20 protein-coding genes are annotated in these 21249 nt (G+C 51.2%); 19 read left to right on the plus strand and 1 reads right to left on the minus strand.

Annotated elements, in window-relative coordinates; translation table 11 throughout:
* The first annotated feature begins 2 nt into the window (after positions 1 to 2).
* The 15 genes from remA (at position 3) to spoVM (ending at position 15239) form a co-directional block, all read left to right on the plus strand.
* On the plus strand, positions 3 to 263 hold the full coding sequence (gene remA, locus K331_RS0101655; RefSeq protein ID WP_005548256.1) for an extracellular matrix/biofilm regulator RemA: 261 nt from the start codon (positions 3 to 5) through the stop codon (positions 261 to 263).
* Between the two features lie 13 nt (positions 264 to 276).
* A complete protein-coding gene (gene gmk, locus K331_RS0101660) occupies positions 277 to 849 on the plus strand; it encodes a guanylate kinase (protein WP_018887547.1) in 573 nt (190 codons plus the stop codon).
* Positions 850 to 910: 61 nt separating this feature from the next.
* Positions 911 to 1111, plus strand: coding sequence for a DNA-directed RNA polymerase subunit omega (gene rpoZ / locus K331_RS0101665; protein ID WP_018887548.1), 201 nt, complete (start codon positions 911 to 913; stop codon positions 1109 to 1111).
* 93 nt (positions 1112 to 1204) lie between these two features.
* A complete protein-coding gene (gene coaBC / locus K331_RS0101670) occupies positions 1205 to 2428 on the plus strand; it encodes a bifunctional phosphopantothenoylcysteine decarboxylase/phosphopantothenate--cysteine ligase CoaBC (protein WP_028588929.1) in 1224 nt (407 codons plus the stop codon).
* 5 nt (positions 2429 to 2433) lie between these two features.
* Positions 2434 to 4968, plus strand: a complete 2535-nt coding sequence (gene priA, locus K331_RS0101675; RefSeq protein ID WP_028588930.1) for a primosomal protein N' — start codon at positions 2434 to 2436, stop codon at positions 4966 to 4968.
* Between the two features lie 80 nt (positions 4969 to 5048).
* On the plus strand, positions 5049 to 5540 hold the full coding sequence (gene def / locus K331_RS0101680; protein ID WP_018887551.1) for a peptide deformylase: 492 nt from the start codon (positions 5049 to 5051) through the stop codon (positions 5538 to 5540).
* Between the two features lie 11 nt (positions 5541 to 5551).
* Positions 5552 to 6538 carry a methionyl-tRNA formyltransferase gene (gene fmt, locus K331_RS0101685; RefSeq protein ID WP_028588931.1) on the plus strand — a complete coding sequence of 329 codons (987 nt, stop codon included), beginning with the start codon at positions 5552 to 5554 and terminating at the stop codon, positions 6536 to 6538.
* Between the two features lie 125 nt (positions 6539 to 6663).
* A complete protein-coding gene (gene rsmB, locus K331_RS0101690; protein ID WP_404821461.1) occupies positions 6664 to 7992 on the plus strand; it encodes a 16S rRNA (cytosine(967)-C(5))-methyltransferase RsmB in 1329 nt (442 codons plus the stop codon).
* Between the two features lie 451 nt (positions 7993 to 8443).
* Positions 8444 to 9487, plus strand: a complete 1044-nt coding sequence (rlmN, locus tag K331_RS0101695; RefSeq protein WP_018887554.1) for a 23S rRNA (adenine(2503)-C(2))-methyltransferase RlmN — start codon at positions 8444 to 8446, stop codon at positions 9485 to 9487.
* A gap of 7 nt (positions 9488 to 9494) precedes the next feature.
* A complete protein-coding gene (locus K331_RS0101700) occupies positions 9495 to 10268 on the plus strand; it encodes a Stp1/IreP family PP2C-type Ser/Thr phosphatase (RefSeq protein WP_025680574.1) in 774 nt (257 codons plus the stop codon).
* Entirely contained in the window at positions 10268 to 12490 is a 2223-nt protein-coding gene (gene pknB, locus K331_RS0101705; protein WP_028588933.1) for a Stk1 family PASTA domain-containing Ser/Thr kinase, read from the plus strand. Before K331_RS0101700 ends, pknB begins: the two co-directional genes overlap by 1 nt.
* Before the next feature lie 123 nt (positions 12491 to 12613).
* Entirely contained in the window at positions 12614 to 13531 is a 918-nt protein-coding gene (rsgA, locus tag K331_RS0101710; RefSeq protein WP_028588934.1) for a ribosome small subunit-dependent GTPase A, read from the plus strand.
* A 4-nt stretch (positions 13532 to 13535) separates the two neighbouring features.
* Positions 13536 to 14204, plus strand: coding sequence for a ribulose-phosphate 3-epimerase (rpe, locus tag K331_RS0101715; protein WP_018887558.1), 669 nt, complete (start codon positions 13536 to 13538; stop codon positions 14202 to 14204).
* Between the two features lie 388 nt (positions 14205 to 14592).
* A complete protein-coding gene (locus K331_RS0101720) occupies positions 14593 to 14991 on the plus strand; it encodes a RidA family protein (RefSeq protein WP_028588935.1) in 399 nt (132 codons plus the stop codon).
* 167 nt (positions 14992 to 15158) lie between these two features.
* Positions 15159 to 15239, plus strand: coding sequence for a stage V sporulation protein SpoVM (gene spoVM, locus K331_RS28705; protein WP_010345573.1), 81 nt, complete (start codon positions 15159 to 15161; stop codon positions 15237 to 15239).
* 300 nt (positions 15240 to 15539) lie between these two features.
* On the opposite strand, the gene rpmB is transcribed toward spoVM, so the two are convergent.
* Entirely contained in the window at positions 15540 to 15728 is a 189-nt protein-coding gene (gene rpmB, locus K331_RS0101730; protein WP_018887560.1) for a 50S ribosomal protein L28, read from the minus strand.
* A gap of 395 nt (positions 15729 to 16123) precedes the next feature.
* Here rpmB and K331_RS0101735 point away from each other — a divergent pair, with 395 nt between their 5' ends.
* From K331_RS0101735 to K331_RS0101750, 4 genes are all read left to right on the plus strand, one after another.
* Positions 16124 to 17923 (plus strand): DAK2 domain-containing protein, encoded by a 1800-nt coding sequence (locus K331_RS0101735; protein WP_028588936.1) that lies wholly within the window; start codon positions 16124 to 16126, stop codon positions 17921 to 17923.
* Positions 17924 to 17955: 32 nt separating this feature from the next.
* Positions 17956 to 18822 carry a DegV family protein gene (locus tag K331_RS0101740; RefSeq protein WP_018887562.1) on the plus strand — a complete coding sequence of 289 codons (867 nt, stop codon included), beginning with the start codon at positions 17956 to 17958 and terminating at the stop codon, positions 18820 to 18822.
* A gap of 3 nt (positions 18823 to 18825) precedes the next feature.
* Complete coding sequence (gene recG / locus K331_RS0101745) at positions 18826 to 20874, plus strand: ATP-dependent DNA helicase RecG (RefSeq protein ID WP_028588937.1); 2049 nt, start codon at positions 18826 to 18828, stop codon at positions 20872 to 20874.
* Between the two features lie 65 nt (positions 20875 to 20939).
* Positions 20940 to 21227, plus strand: a complete 288-nt coding sequence (locus K331_RS0101750; RefSeq protein ID WP_018887564.1) for a stage VI sporulation protein F — start codon at positions 20940 to 20942, stop codon at positions 21225 to 21227.
* The last annotated feature ends 22 nt before the right edge of the window (positions 21228 to 21249 follow it).

Here is a 21249-nt window from a genome sequence, read left to right on the forward strand (position 1 = left end):
TTATGGCTATTAAATTGATCAATATCGGCTTTGGTAACATTGTGTCGGCTAATCGCATCATCTCGATCGTAAGCCCGGAATCGGCGCCGATCAAGCGCATTATCCAGGAGGCCAGAGATCGGCATATGCTGATTGATGCGACTTATGGACGTCGTACCAGAGCGGTAATTATTACAGACAGTGACCATGTCATTTTGTCTGCGGTGCAGCCGGAGACGGTTGCCCATCGTTTATCCACCAAAGATGATGACAATGATGAATAAAATGGAGTGTAATATGGCTAAGGGACTATTGATTGTATTATCCGGCCCGTCAGGGGTTGGCAAAGGAACGGTAGGCAACGCACTTCGGAAGCGACTTCCGGAGCTGACGTATTCCGTATCGGCGACGACTCGCTCGCCACGCTTGGGTGAGGAGGACGGAGTCAACTATTTCTTCAAGACCCGCGAAGAGTTCGAGTCCATGATCTTGAATGGTCAGTTGCTTGAGCATGCTGAGTATGTTGGGAACTGTTATGGCACACCGCGTGCTTTCGTGGAAGAGACATTGAATCAGGGCAAGGATATCTTCTTGGAGATTGAAGTGCAGGGAGCCTTGCAGGTGAAGGAAAGCTTCCCTGAGGGGATATTTGTATTCCTGCTGCCACCATCGCTGGATGAGCTCAAGGACCGCATCCGTGGAAGAGGTACAGAGAACTCAGCGGTCATTGATCACCGCATGTCCGTAGCTGTGGATGAGATGAATCTGATCCGGCATTACGATTATGCTGTGGTAAATGACGAGATTGAATTGGCCTGCAAGCGGATTGAATCCATTATCACTGCCGAGCATTGCAAAGTACGTCTGTAACAAGCTGTAGCAAGCTGCAAATAGCAGCAAAATACTTTTAACCATGAAGAGGTGTACTATCATGTTGTATCCGTCCATTGATGAAATGATGAATAAAGTTGACAGTAAATACTCACTGGTCGTAGCGGCTTCACGTCGTGCGCGTCTGCTGCGCGAGGGAGAGAAATCAGAGCTGAAGCAACCGAAATCCCACAAGTACGTGGGTGTGGCGCTTGAAGAGATCTACAATGATCATGTGCGGGTAGAGCGTACCGAGGACTAGAAGGCTTTTAAATACAGATAAAGAAATCGGCGTTCAGCCTACTTTTTTGACAACCGCAAGGTTGTTATTTTTTTCTGTCAGGGGGAATTGGTAATGATCAAGGGGAAAACCATTGTACTGGGTGTCACGGGGGGAATTGCGGCATATAAGGCAGCCATGCTATGCAGTAAATTAACCCAAAAGGGCGCGAGCGTACATGTCATTATGACTGACTCGGCCCGTCAGTTCATCACCGAGCTCACACTCCAATCGTTAACCCGAAATCCTGTCTATACAGATACGTTCGACGAGCGAAATGCTTCAGTCATATCCCACATCGACTTGGCTGATTCAGCAGATTTGGTGCTTGTGGCACCAGCTACGGCTAATACCATTGGCAAAATGGCACTTGGGCTCGCAGATGACATGCTGACGACGACATTACTCGCGACGACCGCTCCGATTATGGTAGCGCCGGCCATGAATGTGCATATGTACACACATCCTGCTGTCATGGAGAATATGCAGACACTGGTAGAGCGTGGCGTCATGATGATTGAGCCTGGAGAAGGACAGTTGGCCTGTGGTTATGTTGGCAAGGGTCGACTGGAGGAGCCTGAGACCATTGTGCAGGTAGTGGAGCGTTTCTTCGAGCAGCAACAACAGGGCACAGACTTGGAACAGAAGCCGCTGCAAGGGCGTAAGGTTGTGGTTACTGCCGGGGGGACAGTGGAGCGAATTGATCCAGTCCGATACATCACGAATGATTCATCTGGCAAAATGGGCTTCGCCATCGCGAGTGCCGCACGCCAGCTGGGAGCTGATGTGCATCTGATCGCTGCCCATACCACCGCGCCATTACCTGTCGGGATCGTACCGGAGCGGGTCCAATCGGCCGATGAGATGCATCAGGCGGTTAAAAAGCAGTGGGATGACAGTGATATTGTTATTATGGCAGCGGCGGTTGCGGATTTTCGTCCGAAGGAGGCCGCTGCACACAAAATGAAAAAGCATGGCGATACCCTTGTTCTGGAGCTGGTCAAGACCGTTGATATTCTGGAGACCATGGGACAGAACAAGCAACATCAATATTTGATAGGCTTTGCGGCTGAGACGGAGCAGCTTGAGGAGAATGCACGCGGGAAGCTTGCTCGTAAAAATTGTGACCTTCTCGTTGCGAATGATGTGACGATGGAAGGAGCTGGCTTCGGAACGGATACCAATGCGGTGCAGATCTACGACAGGGATGGTCTGGTGGAGCAACTGACGCTCATGTCCAAGCAGGAGATAGCCCTGCGTCTGTTACTTATTGCAGCGGAGCGGCTTCGATCGGAGTGAGTCAGATGAATATTGCTAAAGTCATCGTGGATGTTCCTGCGAAGGCCACTGACCGTGCCTTTGATTATTTAATCCCAGAGACACTGCACACCTGGATTGAACCTGGCAGCAGAGTCGCTGTACCCTTTGGCAAGCGGACAGTTCAAGGCTTTGTAACATCCGTTGAGCCGAAGCCGGAGCAGACTCGTTTCAAGCTGAAACCGATTCAGGAGCTGTTGGATCTTGTTCCCCCACTATCTATGGATTTGCTGGAGCTCGGAGCCTGGATGAGTAAACGTTATGCCTGCAATCACATTGTAGCTCTACAAGCCATGATTCCGACTGCGTTAAAAGGTAAGGCAGAGCGTTATGTGACCTGGGCAGAGCCAGACTCCGACCCGGATGCCGAAGAAGCAGGTGTGCTGCTTACAGATGATGGGATGAGTGATCCGGTTGAGCGCGACATTGTACATTTTGTACGCAACAAGGGCGAACTGACGCTGCAGCAGCTCAGTCGCCATTTTCCAAGTGAAGCCACAGTGATTAAGTCGCTGCTACGCAGGGGAGTACTGCAGGAGAATCAGGTCATCAAGGATAAGGTAGGTAAGAAGACGCTGAAGGCTGTCAATCTTGCAGTGTCCCCGGGCGAAGCAGAACTCGCGCTGCACAGCTTTCCGAAGAAGGCGCAGAGACAGAAGGAGGTCTTGAGCTTCCTGCTGGAGCGTCGTGAGTTCCTTCCGCTGTCGCTCAAGGAGATTCTGACTTCACTTAGCACCTCGGCTGCAACGGTTAAAGCACTGGAGAGCAAGGGACTTCTGCAGATTGAGGATGTTGAGGTGTTCCGTGACCCTTACAAAGGTCGGCATTTCAAGCCCTCAACTCCGCTGCAACTGACTACAGAGCAACAAGCGGTTTATGACCGTGTGATTCGACAGCTTGAATCTTATGAGCATGGAGCTTTTCTGTTGCATGGAGTGACAGGTAGTGGCAAGACTGAAATTTACCTGCAAAGCATTAGCCACTGTATTGAACAAGGACGGCAGGCGATTGTGCTTGTACCTGAAATCTCTTTGACTCCTCAGATGGTCGAGCGCTTCAAGGGAAGATTTGGTGATCAGGTGGCCGTCATGCACAGCCGTTTGTCAGGCGGTGAGCGCTATGATGAATGGCGTAAAATCAGAGAGGGACGTGTCAAGGTTGCCATCGGTGCACGTTCAGCTGTATTTGCCCCGTTCGACAGGCTTGGTCTGATTATTATGGATGAAGAGCACGAAGGCTCCTACAAGCAAGAGGAGACGCCTAAGTATCATGCGCGAGATGTAGCTGTGACTCGTGCACATCAGCATGGAGCGGTTGTAATTCTGGGCTCGGCTACGCCAGCGCTGGAGAGCTACCACGCAGCCCGCTCCCAGAGCAATGACGAATTCGCTCCGCTTCTCTTGGAAATGAATCAGCGTGCGCTTGGCAATACGTTACCTGAGGTTCATATCGTGGATATGAGAGAGGAGCTACGTGCAGGGAATCGCTCCATGTTCAGCCGTTCCTTGCACCAAGGAATTGCCCAGCGTCTGGAACGGGGAGAGCAGACGGTACTGCTGCTGAATCGCCGTGGCTACTCTACGTTCGTGATGTGCCGCAGCTGTGGTTATGTGGCAGGCTGTCCCGAGTGCGACATCTCACTCACCTATCATCAGCGCTCGCACAATCTGCGATGTCACTATTGCGGATATGCCGCCCAGGCTCCCGAGGTATGCCCGGACTGTGGCAGTGAGCATATCCGATATTTCGGGACAGGGACGCAGAGGGTGGAAGAGGAACTGGCCAAGCTATTCCCCGGAATTCGTGTCATTCGTATGGATGTGGATACCACCACGGAGAAGGGCTCCCATGAAAAGCTCCTGACGAGCTTCCGGGAGAAGAAGGCAGATGTCCTGCTCGGAACGCAGATGGTTGCCAAGGGGCTTGATTTCCCTGACGTTACCTTGGTAGGAGTAATTACTGCTGATTCTGCACTCAATTTGCCGGATTTCCGTGCAGCAGAGAAGACGTTTCAGCTGTTGACTCAGGTGGCTGGTCGAGCAGGCAGACATCATCTTCCTGGTGAGGTCTTTGTGCAATCCTACACACCGGATCATTACTCCATCATTCATGCGAGCCGACACGATTATGCCTCCTTCATTCGTGATGAGCTGAAGCATCGTCGTAATCTGCATTATCCCCCTTACTGCCGGCTAATTCTTGTTACCTTCACGCATGAGCAGTTGCCTGTGCTTGTCCGTCTGGCGGAGAACTACACGGCACTGCTTCAGGAGAAGGCGCGGCGACTTGGTTGGTTCGGGAATATGGATCGTTTTACGGCTGATGTTATGGATATTTTGGGTCCCGTAGCTTCGCCCATACCGAGAATCAAGAATAGATACCGATTCCAATGTATGATAAAATGGCGTGGGACTATCGACGTCATCGAGTTGGCGCGCAGAACGGCTGATGAATTAGGAGAGGCCGCACAGGCACAGCAGCTTCAGATCAGTCTTGATGTAGACCCACAAATGTTAATGTAGGCTCATGAGCTGCATATATATATGAATGAACAGAGATATTTTAAGTAAATTGCTGAGGATAGAGGAAGGTGTATTTAGTTATGTCGATTAGAATGATTGTGAAAGAACCTGATGATGTATTGCACAAGGTTGCCAAGGAAGTTACCAAGATTAACGGCAACGTCCAGAAGCTGCTGGATGATATGGCTGATACGATGTATGACGCCGAGGGAGTAGGGCTGGCTGCGCCGCAGGTAGGTATCCTCAAAAGATTGATCGTCGTCGATGCCGGTGACGAGCATGGCCTTATCAAAATGATCAATCCGGTCATTATAGAGCAGGATGGAGAGCAATTTGGAGCTGAAGGCTGCCTGAGCATTCCAGGCTTCAACGGTGATGTGCGCCGTGCAGAGCAGGTGACGGTACAAGGGCTGGATCGTGAAGGAAGACCGATTACTGTGAAGGCGACAGGTCTTCTGTCTCGGGCCTTCCAGCATGAGATCGACCATCTGAATGGGGTATTATTTACGGATATTGCTGAAAAAATATACGCGGTGTCTCCGGAGAAGCCGGGACCAAATAGCCGCAAATAGGGGTGATCCAGATGAAGAGTTCCACACGGATCGTCTTTATGGGGACTCCAGAGTTCGCAGTGCCTTCCTTGGAGGCACTGCTTGCTGAGGGCTACCAAGTGGTGGGTGTTGTAACCCAGCCGGATAAGCCGCAAGGACGCAAGCGGGTGTTGACTCCAACCCCCGTGAAGGAGGCGGCTCTTCGCCATGGTCTACCTGTCATGCAGCCTGTACGCTTGCGTAACCAGGAGGCTGTGGAGGAGCTGTCAGCATGGGAGCCAGATCTGATTGTTACGGCTGCCTATGGACAAATTCTGCCCAGATCTGTACTGGACATGCCACGCCATGGCTGTCTGAATGTGCATGGCTCGCTTTTGCCACACTATCGGGGCGGAGCACCGATCCAGCGTGCCATTATTCAAGGGGAAGAGGTAACGGGAGTCACCTTGATGTATATGGCGGAAGGGCTGGATACGGGGGATATGATCGCGAAGGTCGAGGTGCCTATTTTGCTGGAGGATAACTCAGGTACGATATTCTCCAAGCTGAGCGAGGCAGGCGCCAAGCTGCTGTTGGAGCAGCTTCCGTCGGTGCTAGAGGGAACCAACAGCCGTACTCCGCAAAACGATGCTGACGCAACATATGCCCGCAATCTGACACGGGAAGACGAGCGGATCAACTGGAGTGACTCCACGTTGGCTATATATAATCGCATTCGTGGTCTCGTTCCGTTCTCTGGTGCCTACACGATGTGGGATGAACAGGTGTTCAAGGTGTGGGCTGCTGCCCCGCCACAATCTTCACTTCATGGACAGGACGCTGATTCCAGCATTTCACACACGTATACGGAATCGGATGCTCCTGGCAAGGTGCTGCAAGTGAATGAGCATGGGATTGAGGTGCGAACTGGAGATGGAAGCATCTGGTTGCGCGAGGTTCAGCCTGCGGGCAAGAAGGTTATGGATGCAGGCTCATTTGCTCGTGGTGGACAAATGAAGATGGGAACGGTACTGTCGTGAGCGGGGGCAACCGCAAGGCTCAGACAGAGCAAGGGAGCAGACCTCGCTCTGGGAACAAGCTTTCCTCGGGGAACCGACAGCAGACAGGAGGCAAGCAGACTTCTCGGCAACGCACAGCTCGTGAGGTGGCGCTGGACGTTCTGCTCGGAGTGGAGAACGAAGGGGCATACAGCAATCTGGAGTTGAACAACAGTCTGCAACAGTCTAATTTACAGCCAAACGACCGCGGTCTCGTTACAGAATTGGTGTATGGGACGATAGCTCGGCGCCTTACACTGGACTACCTGCTGGATCGATTTGTACAGAAGGGGACGGCCAAGCTACAGGCTTGGGTCCGCTGTCTGCTACGGATGAGTGTCTATCAGCTAGTGTATCTGGACCGGATTCCATCTCATGCTGTCGTCAGTGAAGCTGTGAATATAGCCAAGCGTCGAGGGCATCAGGGTATATCTGGCATGGTGAACGGCGTCTTGCGCAGTATGCTGCGTGAACCGGACAAGCTGCAGATTTCGGCGGATCTACCGACTGCCCGTCGTATCGCTCTGGAGCACTCGCATCCCGAATGGCTGGTTGAGCGCTGGATTACTCAGTATGGCGAGGCGGTCGCTGAACAGATCTGTCGTGCGAACAATGAGCCGCCTGTGGTCAGTGTCAGAGTCAATACGACGATGACATCGCGGGAGCGATTATTGGAGGAGATGAAGGCTGCGGGATTGGATGCTGTTCCCTCCGAGCTTAGCTCTTATGGGATTGTAGTCAGAAGCGGAGGCAACATGGCGCTTACGTCCTGGTATCAGGACGGACTCCTTTCTGTGCAGGATGAGAGCTCTATGCTGGTAGCAGAGGCTGTAGCGCCAGCGCCTGACATGCATGTGCTCGATTGCTGTGCTGCACCTGGTGGGAAGACAGCGCATATGGCAGAGTTGATGAAGGATCGGGGCGCCATTATCGCCAATGATCTCCACCCACATAAGCGACAGCTTATTCAGGAGCAGGCGGAGCGGCTAGGTCTGGACAGCATTGAGGCAGTGATCGGGGATGCTCAGGAGCTTGGTGTACGATATGCTGGGTCCAGCTTCGACAGAATCTTGCTCGATGCTCCTTGCTCAGGCTTTGGGGTGATCCGACGCAAGCCGGACCTGCGCTGGAGCAAGTCGGAGCAGGACGTACAGGATATCGTCGCCTTACAGGCTGACTTGCTTCGGCAGGCGAGCGTATTGCTGAGGCCGGGTGGAATTCTGGTGTACAGCACATGTACGATTGAACCGAACGAAAATGAGCGGCAGATTCAACGTTTTCTGCAGGAGCATCCGGACTTCAGGCTTATGCATGATGACCCTTCCATCTGGAGCCATGTACCTGAAGCCTTGCGCAAGGAGGGCTCCCTACAAATACTACCGCAACATTTTCGAAGTGACGGCTTCTACATAGCCCGTCTGCAACGATTGAAGTAGGTCATGGTCACCTGTGGAAGTTGAAACAGGCTGAGATGCTATTAAAGCAGACCAGCGTTTTCTCGTTAACCTGTGGGCTGCATTGCCGTGGAATTGTCTAGTAAGCCGTCGGCTATCTATAACCGACGGCTTTTGTGCTGCTGGACCGGACATGACACGGAGAGACAAATGATGACAAGGATATCCAAAGAAATCTGGGAATAACGGCGATCAGAAGGTGGTTCTGTCGTCGGACTAGCCAGTGTAAAGACTCTTTAGTTGAACCTATACAGCACGAAGGGCAGGTCTGGCCAAGGACATTCATGCCTTGTTCAGACCGGCTCGATTGAAAGCTTTTTACCGCTTCTTTCATTTGTGCTAAAATAGGAAGAATGAAAAATTAAACTGTACGGGTTGACTACAGTCAGACGGGCAGGAATTCAATGAATGGAAGAACAGGTGTGAATAACATATGACAAAACCTTTTATATATGATCTCTCCTATGAGGAGCTGCAGCAGTGGGTTGTGGACCAGGGAGAGTCGGCGTTTCGTGGAGGTCAGATTTACGACTGGCTATACGTCAAGCGTGTGAATGATTTTAATGAAATGACGAACCTATCCAAGGCACTGCGGGAGAAGCTTGAAGAGCAGTTCAGCTTCGTGACGCTCAAGGAGATAACAAGACTGGAGTCCAAGGACGGAACCGTTAAGTTCCTGTTCGGGCTGCATGATGATCATGCGATTGAGACGGTTATTATGAAGCACAATTACGGTAACAGCATCTGTGTCACGACACAGGTAGGCTGCCGGATCGGCTGTACATTCTGTGCGTCCACTCTGGGTGGACTGAAGCGGAATCTGACCGCTGGCGAGATTGTGGCCCAGGTAGTTCAGGCACAGAAAATCCTGGATACCAGGGATGAGCGTGTCAGCAGCATTGTTATCATGGGTTCTGGCGAGCCGTTCGAGAATTATGAAGCAACCATGACGTTTCTCAGAACGATGATTCATGAAAAAGGGCTGAACATCGGGCAACGTCATATTACGGTGTCTACGAGCGGAATCGTACCGAATATCTACAAATTTGCAGATGAAGATACGCAGATTAATCTGGCGATCTCAATACATGCGCCGAATGATGCGCTACGCTCCAAGCTAATGCCAGTGAACCGTCGCTATCCGTTCCAGGACGTAATGGACTCACTCCGTTATTACCTGGCGAAGACAGGGCGGCGGATTACATTCGAGTATGCTTTGATCGGTGGCGTGAATGATCGCGAGGAGCATGCAGAGGAGCTTGCGGATGTGCTGAAGGATATGATGTGCCACGTGAATCTCATTCCTGTCAATCATGTACCAGAGCGCAAATACGTCCGTACCTCACGCAATGACATTTTCAAATTCCAGCGCAAGCTGGCAGAGAAGGGCATCAACGTGACCATCCGTCGCGAACAGGGCCACGATATTGCCGCGGCATGCGGCCAGCTTCGGGCCAAGCATATGGAGTTGGGGTGAAGTTCATTTGATTAAAACAGTTCATGTCAGCCATGTGGGACGCGTTCGTTCCGTTAATGAAGATTCAGCCTGGATCAGACATTTGGAGCAGGGCTACATTCTGGGTATCGTAGCTGATGGCATGGGAGGGCACCTCGCAGGTGATACGGCTAGTCGTCTCGCTGTTGAGACACTGGCTGCGGATCTGGCCACGCTGGAGACGGGCTTGTCGGAACAATCTCTGTCAGCTGCGCTCAGTGATGCCATTCTTCATGCGAATGAAGTGATCTATCAGACAGCTGCCAAAAATGATAAATATCACAACATGGGCACAACCGTAGTTGCCGTGCTGCTGAATGATACTAGAGGTGTCATAGGGCATATCGGGGACAGTCGTGCTTATATCGTATCCGGTGGTCAGGTCCGGCAGATTACGGAAGACCATACACTGGTGAACGAATTGTTCAAAAATGGGCAAATTAGTAAAGAAGAGGCCGGGAGTCACCCGCGTCGTAATGTACTGACGCGTGCACTGGGCACAGATGCAGAGGTCAAGGTTGACCTTGATGCAGTTAGCCTAGAGCAAGGTGATGTCTTGCTGCTGTGCAGCGATGGACTGAGTAACCTGGTGAACGAACAACAGATTGGCAAGGTGGTAGGAGCTGGTGATATTCCGCTGGAGGAACGTGCGGACCGGCTTCTTCATCTGGCATTGCTTGCGGGGGGCGACGATAATATTACGGTTGCATTGTTCGAGCAGCCGCGTCCCGAGGCATCTGCTGATGAAAAGGGGTATGAATGATGATCGGACATCTGTTGAGCGGAAGGTATGAGATCATTGAACGTGTCGGCGGCGGAGGCATGGCGCTTGTCTACAAGGCCCAGGATATACTGCTGAATCGCTATGTGGCTGTCAAGGTGCTCCGTCAGCAGTTTGTGCATGATGAAGAGTTCATTCGTCGTTTCCGCAGGGAAGCCCAGTCTGCTGCGTCCCTATCTCATCCTAATGTGGTCAGTATTTATGATGTTGGCCAGGAGGATGAGGTGCACTACATTGTAATGGAGTATGTAGAGGGGCAGAATTTGAACGAAATTATCAAAGAGCGCGCTCCGCTACAGGTGGATGAGGCTGTTCGAATCGCTTCGCAAATCTGTGATGCACTTGAGCATGCCCACCAAAGCCAGATTATTCACCGGGATATTAAGCCTCATAATATTCTTATTGGACGGAATGGACGTGTCAAGGTAACCGATTTTGGTATCGCTAGAGCAGTAACCTCTACGACCATTACACAGACAGGCTCTGTTGTCGGTTCAGTGCATTATTTTTCTCCTGAGCATGCAAAGGGCATTACAACTGGCGAGAAATCGGATTTATACTCATTAGGTATTGTATTGTATCAAATGCTCACGGCCCAGCTGCCATTTTTGGGTGAAAGCCCGATCAGTGTGGCACTGAAGCATCTACAGGAGGAATTCGAGGAGCCGCGTCGTGTGAACCCGCTCATTCCTCAGAGTGTAGAGAACGTTATTCTGAAATCCATGCGTAAAAATCCGGATGAACGCTATCAGTCGGCTGATGAGATGCTAGCTGACCTGGAGACCTGTCTGCTGCCAGAGCGCAGGAACGAACCTAAAGCGGAGTTCTACGTGGAAGAAGACGTGGAGCAGACCCGAATTATCCCGGCAATCAAGCCGCATCAGCAGGGCATGTCCCAACGGAACGGTGGAGGACGGGATTCATTGCAGGAAATGAAAGAGGATACAGCACTTGAGCAGCCGAAGAAGAAGAAACGTTTGGCCTTTTGGGTCACGCTAACGCTTGTAGTACTTGCGCTCATGGCCGTGCTGGTCGTCGTTGTTGATAAGGCATTTGAGGTTTCCGATGTCAAGGTGCCTAATCTGGTCACACAGACCGAGGAACAAGCGAGAGCGACTTTGGCCGCACAAGGCCTGGAGCTGGCAGATCCGGTTCTGCAGGAGTATAAGGAAGGGATTGAACCCGGAATTATATTCAAGCAGAGCCAGCCCGAGGGGGCGCTAGTGAAGGAAGGCTCGCTTATCCAGGTGACAGTCGGTACGGAGAAGCCACTCACGCCAATGCCTAGTGTAACCGGGCAATCCTATGACGATGCAGTCAGCTTGCTGGTATCCAAGGGGATAACCGAGGATCGTATCAAGCAAAAGCAGGTCTTTGACGACTCGGCAGATGAAGGGACCGTTACGGATCAGATTCCGGCAGCAAATGAGGAATTCAATCCGGATGAGGTACAGGTGACGTTGTCCGTTAGTAAAGGCTCTGAGACAATAGCTATGCCTGATCTTACGAACAAGTCCAGAGCTGAAGCGGAGAAGGAATTGAGTGATGCGAAGCTAAAGCTTGTCTCGGTGAAGGAAGAGACTAGCTACGAGATTGAGCAGGGCAAGGTTACGAAGCAGTGGCCATTCGAACCAGGTGCAGACGTGGCTCCAGGCTCCGAGATTACAATCTATGTGAGTACAGGATACCCACCAGAAGCGATCAAGGTGCCATTCCAGCTGCCATTAGTACCAGCAGAGGAAGGCAAGAATGCCAAGATCAAAGTGACTGTTACCGATGCCCGTGGCGATAATCAGGACTGGGGAACAAGAACCCTCAATACCACGCAGATTGTCACCGTCGATCTGCTGCTGCGTCCGAACAAGGATGCGGTCGTCTCCGTGACACGTGATGGCAAATTCGTAGATAACTTTATCGTAACATACGTTGATGCCAAGAATGGTACCGTTCAAATGCCACAAGTCGCTCCACCTGCGGGCACGGAGCCAGAGATACCGCCTGTAGAGGAAGAAGCAGATCCTGCAGTTACTCCAGAGCAACCGGATGCTACGGGTGGGGAGAATGGTGGCGAGACGACTGATCCTTCAGCTATGAATAACGGTAATGGAGCGAATAGCACAATCAAGCAGGCAAGCCAGCATGTGGGACGTGGGAATGGAAATGGCAACGGTAATGATAACGGAAATGGAAATGGTAATAATTGAAAGCATGACAAAAACGCAACACCAGCAATAACGATATTTGATAGGCTACAACATCGCTCAGGCAGGATTCTTCTAGATCCTGCCTGAGCCGACTGACTCAACAAAAGGAGGACATCCTGATATATGCCTGAAGGCCGGATTATTAAGGCGCTAAGCGGATATTATTATGCCGCTCCTGTGGATGAGCAAGGAGCTCTTCTACCGAACGAACCTGTGACTCAGTGCCGTGCGCGAGGAATTTTCAAGAAAAGAGGAGTCTCGCCATTGGTGGGGGATCGTGTGATGTATTCTCATACCGAGAATGGGGAAGGGATGATCGATGAGCTTCATCCGAGAAGCACAGAACTGATTCGTCCCCCTGTAGCCAATACGACGCTCGCTGTTTTGGTATTCTCGCTGCGTGAGCCTGACCTCAACCTCCCATTAATGGACAAGTTCCTGGTTCACATTGAGCATGCAGGTCTGGATACGATTATTTGTCTCACGAAGCGTGACTTGTTGGAGCAACAGGTACAGAATGACACTGCTCTAGATGCGGTGCGAGAGCTCTATGAGCAGATTGGATACCGGGTGCTGGTGACCAGTTCGGTTACAGGAGAAGGTACACAGGAACTAAAAGCCATGCTGGCTGGAGAGATTAGTGTCTTTTCGGGGCAATCCGGTGTTGGTAAATCCTCCATGCTGAATGCACTTGTACCCGGGCTTGCTCTGGAGACGAGCGCCATTAGCAATAAGCTGGGCAGAGGACGGCACACGACCAGACATGTGGAGCTGATTCCGCTCGATCATGGTGGTCTGGTAGCCGATACTCCTGGCTTTAGCCAGTTAGATTTTCTTGAGCTTGGCGTGGAGGAATTGTCTGTATGCTTCCGGGAGTTCTCAGAGCGGTCGGCGGATTGCAAGTTCCGAGCCTGTACACACATCCATGAACCGGATTGTAAGGTCCGAGATGCTGTTGAGAGCGGAGAGATTGCTCGCAGCCGATATAGCAGCTATGTGCAGTTCATGGAGGAAATGAAAGAGAAGAAGCGGAGGTACTGAAGCTATGGTAAAGATCGCGCCATCGATTTTGTCAGCAGATTTTGCCCGACTGGGCAGTGAGGTAGCTGCGGCTGAGGCTGGAGGTGGAGACTGGATTCACGTGGACGTTATGGATGGTCATTTTGTGCCTAATATAACCTTGGGATCAGCCATTACGGCGGCGATCCGCCCGTATACGAATCTTCCGCTTGATGTTCATTTAATGATTGAGCAGCCAGAGCGCTATGTTACGGATTTCATCAAGGCTGGAGCTAATGTTGTGACGGTGCATGCGGAGGCCTGCACGCATCTGCATCGAGTGCTGCATATGATCAAGGAGCAGGGGGCATTGTGCGGAGTGGCCCTGAATCCGGGCACTTCTCCATATGTCATTAAGGAAGTACTGAATGATGTGGATATGGTGCTGGTGATGACGGTCAATCCAGGCTTTGGAGGACAATCCTTCATTCCAGGCACGCTCGGAAAAATCAGACAAATCCGTTCTTGGCTTAATGAGCTGGGGCGTCCAGACGTACATATTGAAGTGGATGGCGGTATAGCCGAGTCCACCGCAGCTCTGGTAGCGGAGGCAGGCGCTGATGTTCTAGTGGCTGGCAGTGCCGTGTTCGGACGAGAGGATCGTGCCGCTGCCATTGCTTCGATCCGCGCACATGCTGAGGGTCGAGTACTCTGATCTTTGGTTGAAGGCATTTTCTCATGAGACGGTATAATAATATATCTGAATAGTATAAATTAAACTGGTGCCCCTTGACGAGAATGTCATGTCCGATGCAAACAGGCCCTGTTCTACCTTCTGTTAGACAAGGGCCTGTTTGCTGTTCAATTCGTAGTGTGCTAGAATCATTGGCAGGGTTTATTTAATAACCTTATCAATTTGTGGAGAGGAGCTGCCCAGGCATGAAGAAAAGAACACTACACTCGCTAGCTGTTGGCTATGGGTACTCTACTGCTGTCTTTTTCTAGAATTCTGACAACGGGATCAGTCTGTCCAATGACAGATGTATCTCAGGGCTACTAGAGAAGACAAGCAGGACAATCCAAATTGATGAGGTGGATGTATAATGAACAACACAACAATAACACGACGGAATCCAGAGGGTGTGCCAGCGCCTGTCGGCCAGTACACGCATATCACCCGCATTCCTAGAAATGCCGAGCTGTTCGTGACTTCAGGTCAAGTAGGAGTCGATTCACAGGGACAATTCCCTGAGTCCATGAAGGAACAGATCAGCAATACGTTTCGCAACATTCAGATGGTGCTTGCATCTGAGCAGCTAACTGCCTCCGATGTCATCAAGGTGAATATATGGGCTGTTGACAAGATTGATTGGGAGCATTTATATGCTGAGTGGGGACGGCTATTCAGCGAGACCTTTCCGGCGATGACCATTGGCTACATATCGGAGCTAGGCTTGCCAGAGATCAAGATTGAGATCGAGATCTGGGCAGCCAAGGTATAAGCTGACAGGCAATACTGTCCGTTAGAAAGTCATAGGCCTGAAGACTGATGCATAGATATGGTTACATGAGGGTGTTCTCATGTAGCCTTTTTTTATGGGGCAACAACTTGCAATCGGGTGCATAGACTAGGATGAATGATGCATGAGGATGATGGGGAGGGTGAAGCATGAAGTTTTATACAATCAAGCTGCCGAAGTTCCTGGGAGGTTTTGTGAAGGCGATCCTGAATACATTTCAGAAAAACTGAAGGACATGCAAAGTGGCACATACAGGCATGTTCCCTGTACAGGCTGCAGATGCGGGCGGGCTGCCGAGAACGGGTGAACACACGGGATCATGCCTCATGTCCATTTGAGCTGATATCCCAAACCACTGCTGATCAGGGATATCCTCAAGGGAGACTGAATGACTCCAGTGATAGCCTGTGCTCTGCAGTATGTCTTTACCATATCAGGGAGAAGGGGGCGCTGGGGTCCATACTTTCTGATATAACCAAAAAAGCACCCGTTCATGACGAGGTGCCTTTTGCTTATACATATTAATTGCCTTATACGCGTGTTACTTTGCCAGCTTTCAGCGCGCGCGTGCTAACGAATACACGTTTTGGCTTACCGTTCACCAGGATGCGAACTTTTTGCACATTAACGCCCCAAGTACGGCGGTTACGGTTGTTAGCGTGAGAAACGTGGTTACCACTTCCAGGTTTCTTACCTGTCACATAACATTTACGAGACATAGATTCCACCTCCTATTCTAAAAATAACCCTTACAGAGGCCAGTTGCTTTTTATTCGTGAGTTGTATTACTCTCAACAAAACAATACTTGAATATCATATCATAGTTAAAAAACCTTCGTCAATATATCCAAAAACTTTATTTATTTCTATTGCACGTTATAGTACAATATTGAGTAGTCCATCATACTCCAGGTGACAAATTGACATATTAATAATGGAAAGCCTTACCGGCCTGGGCCAGGCATGACCCGGGCTATAGATGTTGGTCTTATTACATGTGCTGCCCACATGTCGGCGGCTTCATATTTACTCTAAGTAATGATCAGATCGACGATACGGCCACTTGGTGTATACCTGAGGACGATATGCATAAAGCGAGGAAGGGGAATTCTCATTGAGTAAGCGTTCTTTGAATGGAACAGATTTTACCGCAATGGTGTTAGCCGGAGCGGAACAATTGCAACAGCATGCCGAGCACGTCAATTCCCTGAATGTATTCCCGGTGCCTGATGGTGATACGGGAACGAATATGAATCTGACAATGAATGCAGGCGTAGCCGAGATCACGAAAGGAGATTCTGTATCGATTGGTGTGATGTCAGGGATTCTTTCCAAAGGCCTGCTGATGGGGGCTCGCGGAAATTCAGGGGTAATTCTGTCTCAGTTGTTTCGCGGGTTTAGCCGTTACGCTGCCCCATACGAGGAATTGAATACTCTGCAATTCGCAGCCGCCTTGCAAAGCGGTGTGGATGCTGCCTACAAGGCAGTGGTGAAGCCCGTAGAAGGAACCATTCTGACCGTTGCGAAGGAAGCTGCCAAGCATGCCGTATATTATGCCCGTCGGGCCAATGATATTCCGGAGCTCATGGCAGAGGTGCTGTCCAAGGCGAAGGAAGCGCTCGCCATGACACAGGAGATGCTGCCTGTACTCAAGCAGGTGGGTGTCGTTGATTCTGGTGGACAAGGGCTTGTATATATTTATGAAGGATTCATGCAGTATCTCTCCAGCGGAACGACAGCTACAGGACAGGTTCGCCATACGGCTGCATCGACAACGTCAGCTTCAGCGGTCTCGCCAGTAGCAGGCTCTGTACCGACATCGGTAGTGGCTCCATCCTATGATGCTCCATTATCCGCGCAAGCCAAGCTGGAGACAGAGCATATTGAGTTCCTGTACGATATGGAGTTCTTCATCAATCGCCATCTGGGCGAATCGAATGGACAGCCATTTGATGAGGAGAAATTCGAGAAAGCGTTATCAGTGAATGGTGATTCCATTATCGTCATTGCGGATGAGGATATCGTCAAGGTACATGTTCACTCCAAGGCTCCAGGAGAGGTCCTTAATTTGGCACTCCAATATGGGGAGATCACCCAGATTCGTATCCTGAACATGCGCGAGCAGCACCGTGAACTGCTAACAGCGGGTATGGACGTGGCTCCTGCGCCAGAATGGTTCGCTGAGATTCCGGCAGAGCCTGCACGCACGGTGGAGCCTTCCGAATTGCCTGCTCATGAGCTGGCCCCGCATGGCTTCATTGCCGTATCGCCGGGTGAAGGCATTACGAACATTTTCCGGAGCATGGGCGTAGATGTAGTGCTGTCTGGAGGACAGACAATGAATCCGAGCACGGAGGACTTCGTGAATGCGGTCCGTTCCATCGCGGCGGAGTACATCTACATCCTGCCGAACAACTCTAATATTATTCTTGCTGCTGAGCAGGCACGTGAGCTATTGGAGGATGAGCGCCAGGTATTCGTTATTCCGAGCAAGACCATTCCGCAGGGAATTGCGGCAGCGTTTGCTTTCCAGGAGGAAGAGAGCTTCGGTGTAAATCTGGAAAATATGGCAGAGGCAGTTACTCGGGTGCAATCCGGGCAGGTGACTTATGCAGTGCGTGACACGGTACTTGATGAGATGGAGATCAAGGCCGGACACTATATCGGGATTCACAATTCCAAGATTGTAGCTACCGAGGAGCAATTGATTCCTACCTGCCGTGAGCTGTTGTCCAAGATGCTCGGCAGTGTGGATGAAGCGGTGCTTGTAATGATGCTGACAGGCTCGGATAGCGACCCAGCCGAGACCGAGGAGCTCGTATCCTGGATTGAGCAAGAGTATCCGGGGATCGACATTGAAGTACATGATGGAGGTCAGCCGATCTACTCATACCTGTTCTCGGTAGAATCCTGATATCAATCTGATTGCAGAGAGGGGACGGACGGATGAGCCGGACATTTATCGTAACGGACAGCACGGCTGATATACCTGCAGACCTGGTTAAGCAGTGGGGAATTCATGTAGTGCCGCTCACAGTCATGTTCGGTGACCAAGCCTATCTCGATGGAGTGGAGATGTCTGCCGGACAGTTCTATGAACGACTCGTTCAAGCGGCAGAGCTGCCTACCACATCCCAGCCATCTCCTGCGGAGTTTCTCAAGGTCTATAGCGAAATTCTGGAGCAGCACCCTGATGCTCATATTGTGTCTATTCACCTATCTTCCGGAGTGAGTGGCACGTACCAATCCGCGAGACTGGCCGTTACCATGCTGGAACGTGAAGAAGCTGTAACGACGGTAGACTCCAAATCCGCTTCATTCGGCTATGGTGCATTGGTTGTTCAGGCAGCCAAGCTGGCTTCAAATGGAGCGGACAAGGATGCCATTCTGCGTGAGCTGGAGCGGATGGGAGAGCAGAGACGTTTGTTTTTCCTCGTAGATACGCTGCAGTATCTCCAAAAGGGCGGCCGGATCGGCAAAGCCGCTGCTATGATCGGCACACTGTTGAACATCAAGCCCATTCTGTCCATCGACCAGGAAGGGATCATCTACTCGATGGAGAAGGCGAGAGGACAGAGAAAAGCGATGTTGCGTATTGTCGAGATGCTAGAAGCTGATTTGCAGGGACAAAAAATTAATGTGGCTGTAGGCCATACCGCGAATCAAGCCTCTACCGATACCCTGCTTCAGCTATTGCGTGAGCGTTTTGCTGTGGAAGAGGTGCAGTACAGTGAGATTGGTGCTGTCATTGGCACCCATGTGGGTCCTGGTACACTTGCTGTCTACGCGTGGCCTGCAGGAGATGAGGTCTGAGGTATGCTGAATCTGGATCAAATACGTACGAAACAAATCCACGGCGTGAGTGCTCTTAAGGAAGAGGAGCTTCACGCCTTTGGCATCTCCAATATCAAGGAGCTGCTGGAATATTATCCTTACCGATATGACGACTATCGGTTAGGTTCATTAATCGAGGCCAAGGATCAGGAGAAAGTCACGGTACAGGCCAAGATTATAGGGATTCCTGTGTTGCAGCGCTATGGACGCAAATCCCGTCTCACATGCAAGCTGATGGCAGAGGACTGGATGTTCAGTGCTACCTGGTTCAACCGCCATTTTCTGAAGGAGCAGCTGACGGCGGGGCGGGAGATTGTTGTAACCGGAAAGTGGGATATGAAGCGAATGCAGCTCACGGTATCAGATTCTGAATTCCCTGATCAAGGCACGTCTCGTTCAGGCACGCTTCAGCCTGTTTATTCAGTAGGGGGCAAGATTACTCAATCCTGGATGCGAAAGACGATGAATCAGGCTTTGGAGCAGTACGGAGAGATGATCCCTGAAATTTTGCCACAGCAGCTCATGACGAAGTATGCACTTATGCCACGCAAGCAGGCTATTGCGTCCATTCATCGCCCTCAGGATAATCAGGAAGGGCAGGATGCGCGGCGCCGGATGGTGTATGAGGAGCTATTTCTCTTCCAGATGAAGATGCAGGCCTTCCGGGCGCTCAATCGTGGCCGTGCAGACGGTGTGGTACATACGGCGGATAATGCGACGATTCGCAGCTTCGTACGCAGTCTGCCCTTTGAGCTGACGGATGCGCAGAAGCGGGTAGAGCTGGAAATTCTGGCGGATCTACGCTCTCCCTACAGCATGAACCGGCTGCTGCAGGGGGATGTTGGCTCAGGTAAGACAGTTATCGCAGCGATTGCGCTGTATGCCTCCGTTCGTTCCGGCTTTCAGGGTGCACTGATGGTACCGACGGAAATTTTGGCTGAGCAGCATATGCGCTCACTACAGAAGATGTACGAGCCGTTCGGAGTAACCGTAGCATTGCTGACAGGCAGTGTGAATGGGCGTAAGCGCAAGGACCTGCTGGCTTCCCTGCAAATGGGTCTTACGGACATTGTCGTCGGTACGCATGCGCTGATTCAGGAGGACGTCTACTTCCGCCAGCTTGGTCTTGTGGTCACGGATGAGCAGCATCGCTTTGGTGTGAATCAGCGCAGTATATTACGCCGCAAGGGCTACAATCCGGATGTGCTCACCATGACGGCCACACCGATTCCGCGTACGCTTGCTATTACGGCCTTCGGGGATATGGATGTATCGACGATTTCCGAGCGGCCCAAGGGACGGATTCCAATCTCCACCTACTGGGTGAAGCACAATATGATGGATCGGGTCCTTGGCTTCATCTCGCGTGAGATTGATCAAGGGCGACAGGCTTATTTCATTTGCCCATTAATTGAGGAATCGGATAAGCTGGATGTTCAAAATGCTATCGACCTGCATATTCAGATGCAGCAGGCCTTCCCATCCTATCGTGTAGGCTTGCTGCATGGACGGATGAGCGCTGCGGAGAAGGAAGAGGTCATGCGGGCCTTTTACGCGAATGAAATCCAGCTGCTCGTATCTACCACCGTAGTTGAGGTAGGCGTGGATGTGCCTAATGCGACCCTGATGATCATTATGGATGCGGAGCGCTTTGGGCTCTCCCAGCTGCATCAGCTGCGTGGACGTGTCGGGCGTGGAGCGCATAGCTCCTATTGTGTGCTCATTGCCGATCCCAAGTCGGAGGTAGGTCAGGAACGGATGAAGGTGATGACCGAGACGGATGACGGCTTCGAGGTGGCCCGGCGGGATCTGGAGCTGCGTGGGCCTGGAGATTTCTTCGGGACCAAGCAGAGCGGTCTGCCAGAATTTCGTATAGCGGATATGGTAGCTGATTTCGAGGTACTGGAGCGTGCACGTGAGGATGCAGTGCAACTGATCGAGGATAAGGATTTCTGGACCTCCTCCTCCTATGCGCCCTTGCGGGATTATTTGCAGCAGGAGCAGATTTTTCAGGGAGATATTATGGATTAGGCAAATTCACGTTCTTTCCGTCATATATTGAGGATGATTGAATTTTGACGGGAGGCGTGGACAGAGTGAGCTATCAACAATATGGCATCAGCCCGCAGCTGGTAGAGCGGGTGAAGACGAAGATGAAGAATTCAGCCGTGAAGGAACGGATCAAGAAGCTGATGGACGGGGTCACGAAAGCCGATCTCCAGAATCGACCCACAGTACATCGACTGGTGAAGAGCTCTGCAGTCATTCTGCATGAGAAGCTGACACCAGCCCAAGAGGAGCAGCTTGTCTCTTTTGTCATTGGGCAGCGGATTGATCCGAACAACACCTTTCATCTGATTAAGCTGTGGGGGATGTTTCGATAAGCGTAATGGTAAGCGCTAAGGA

This window comes from Paenibacillus massiliensis subsp. panacisoli DSM 21345, assembly GCF_000426545.1.
In the GTDB taxonomy this organism is placed as follows: Bacteria; Bacillota; Bacilli; order Paenibacillales; family Paenibacillaceae; genus Paenibacillus; species Paenibacillus panacisoli.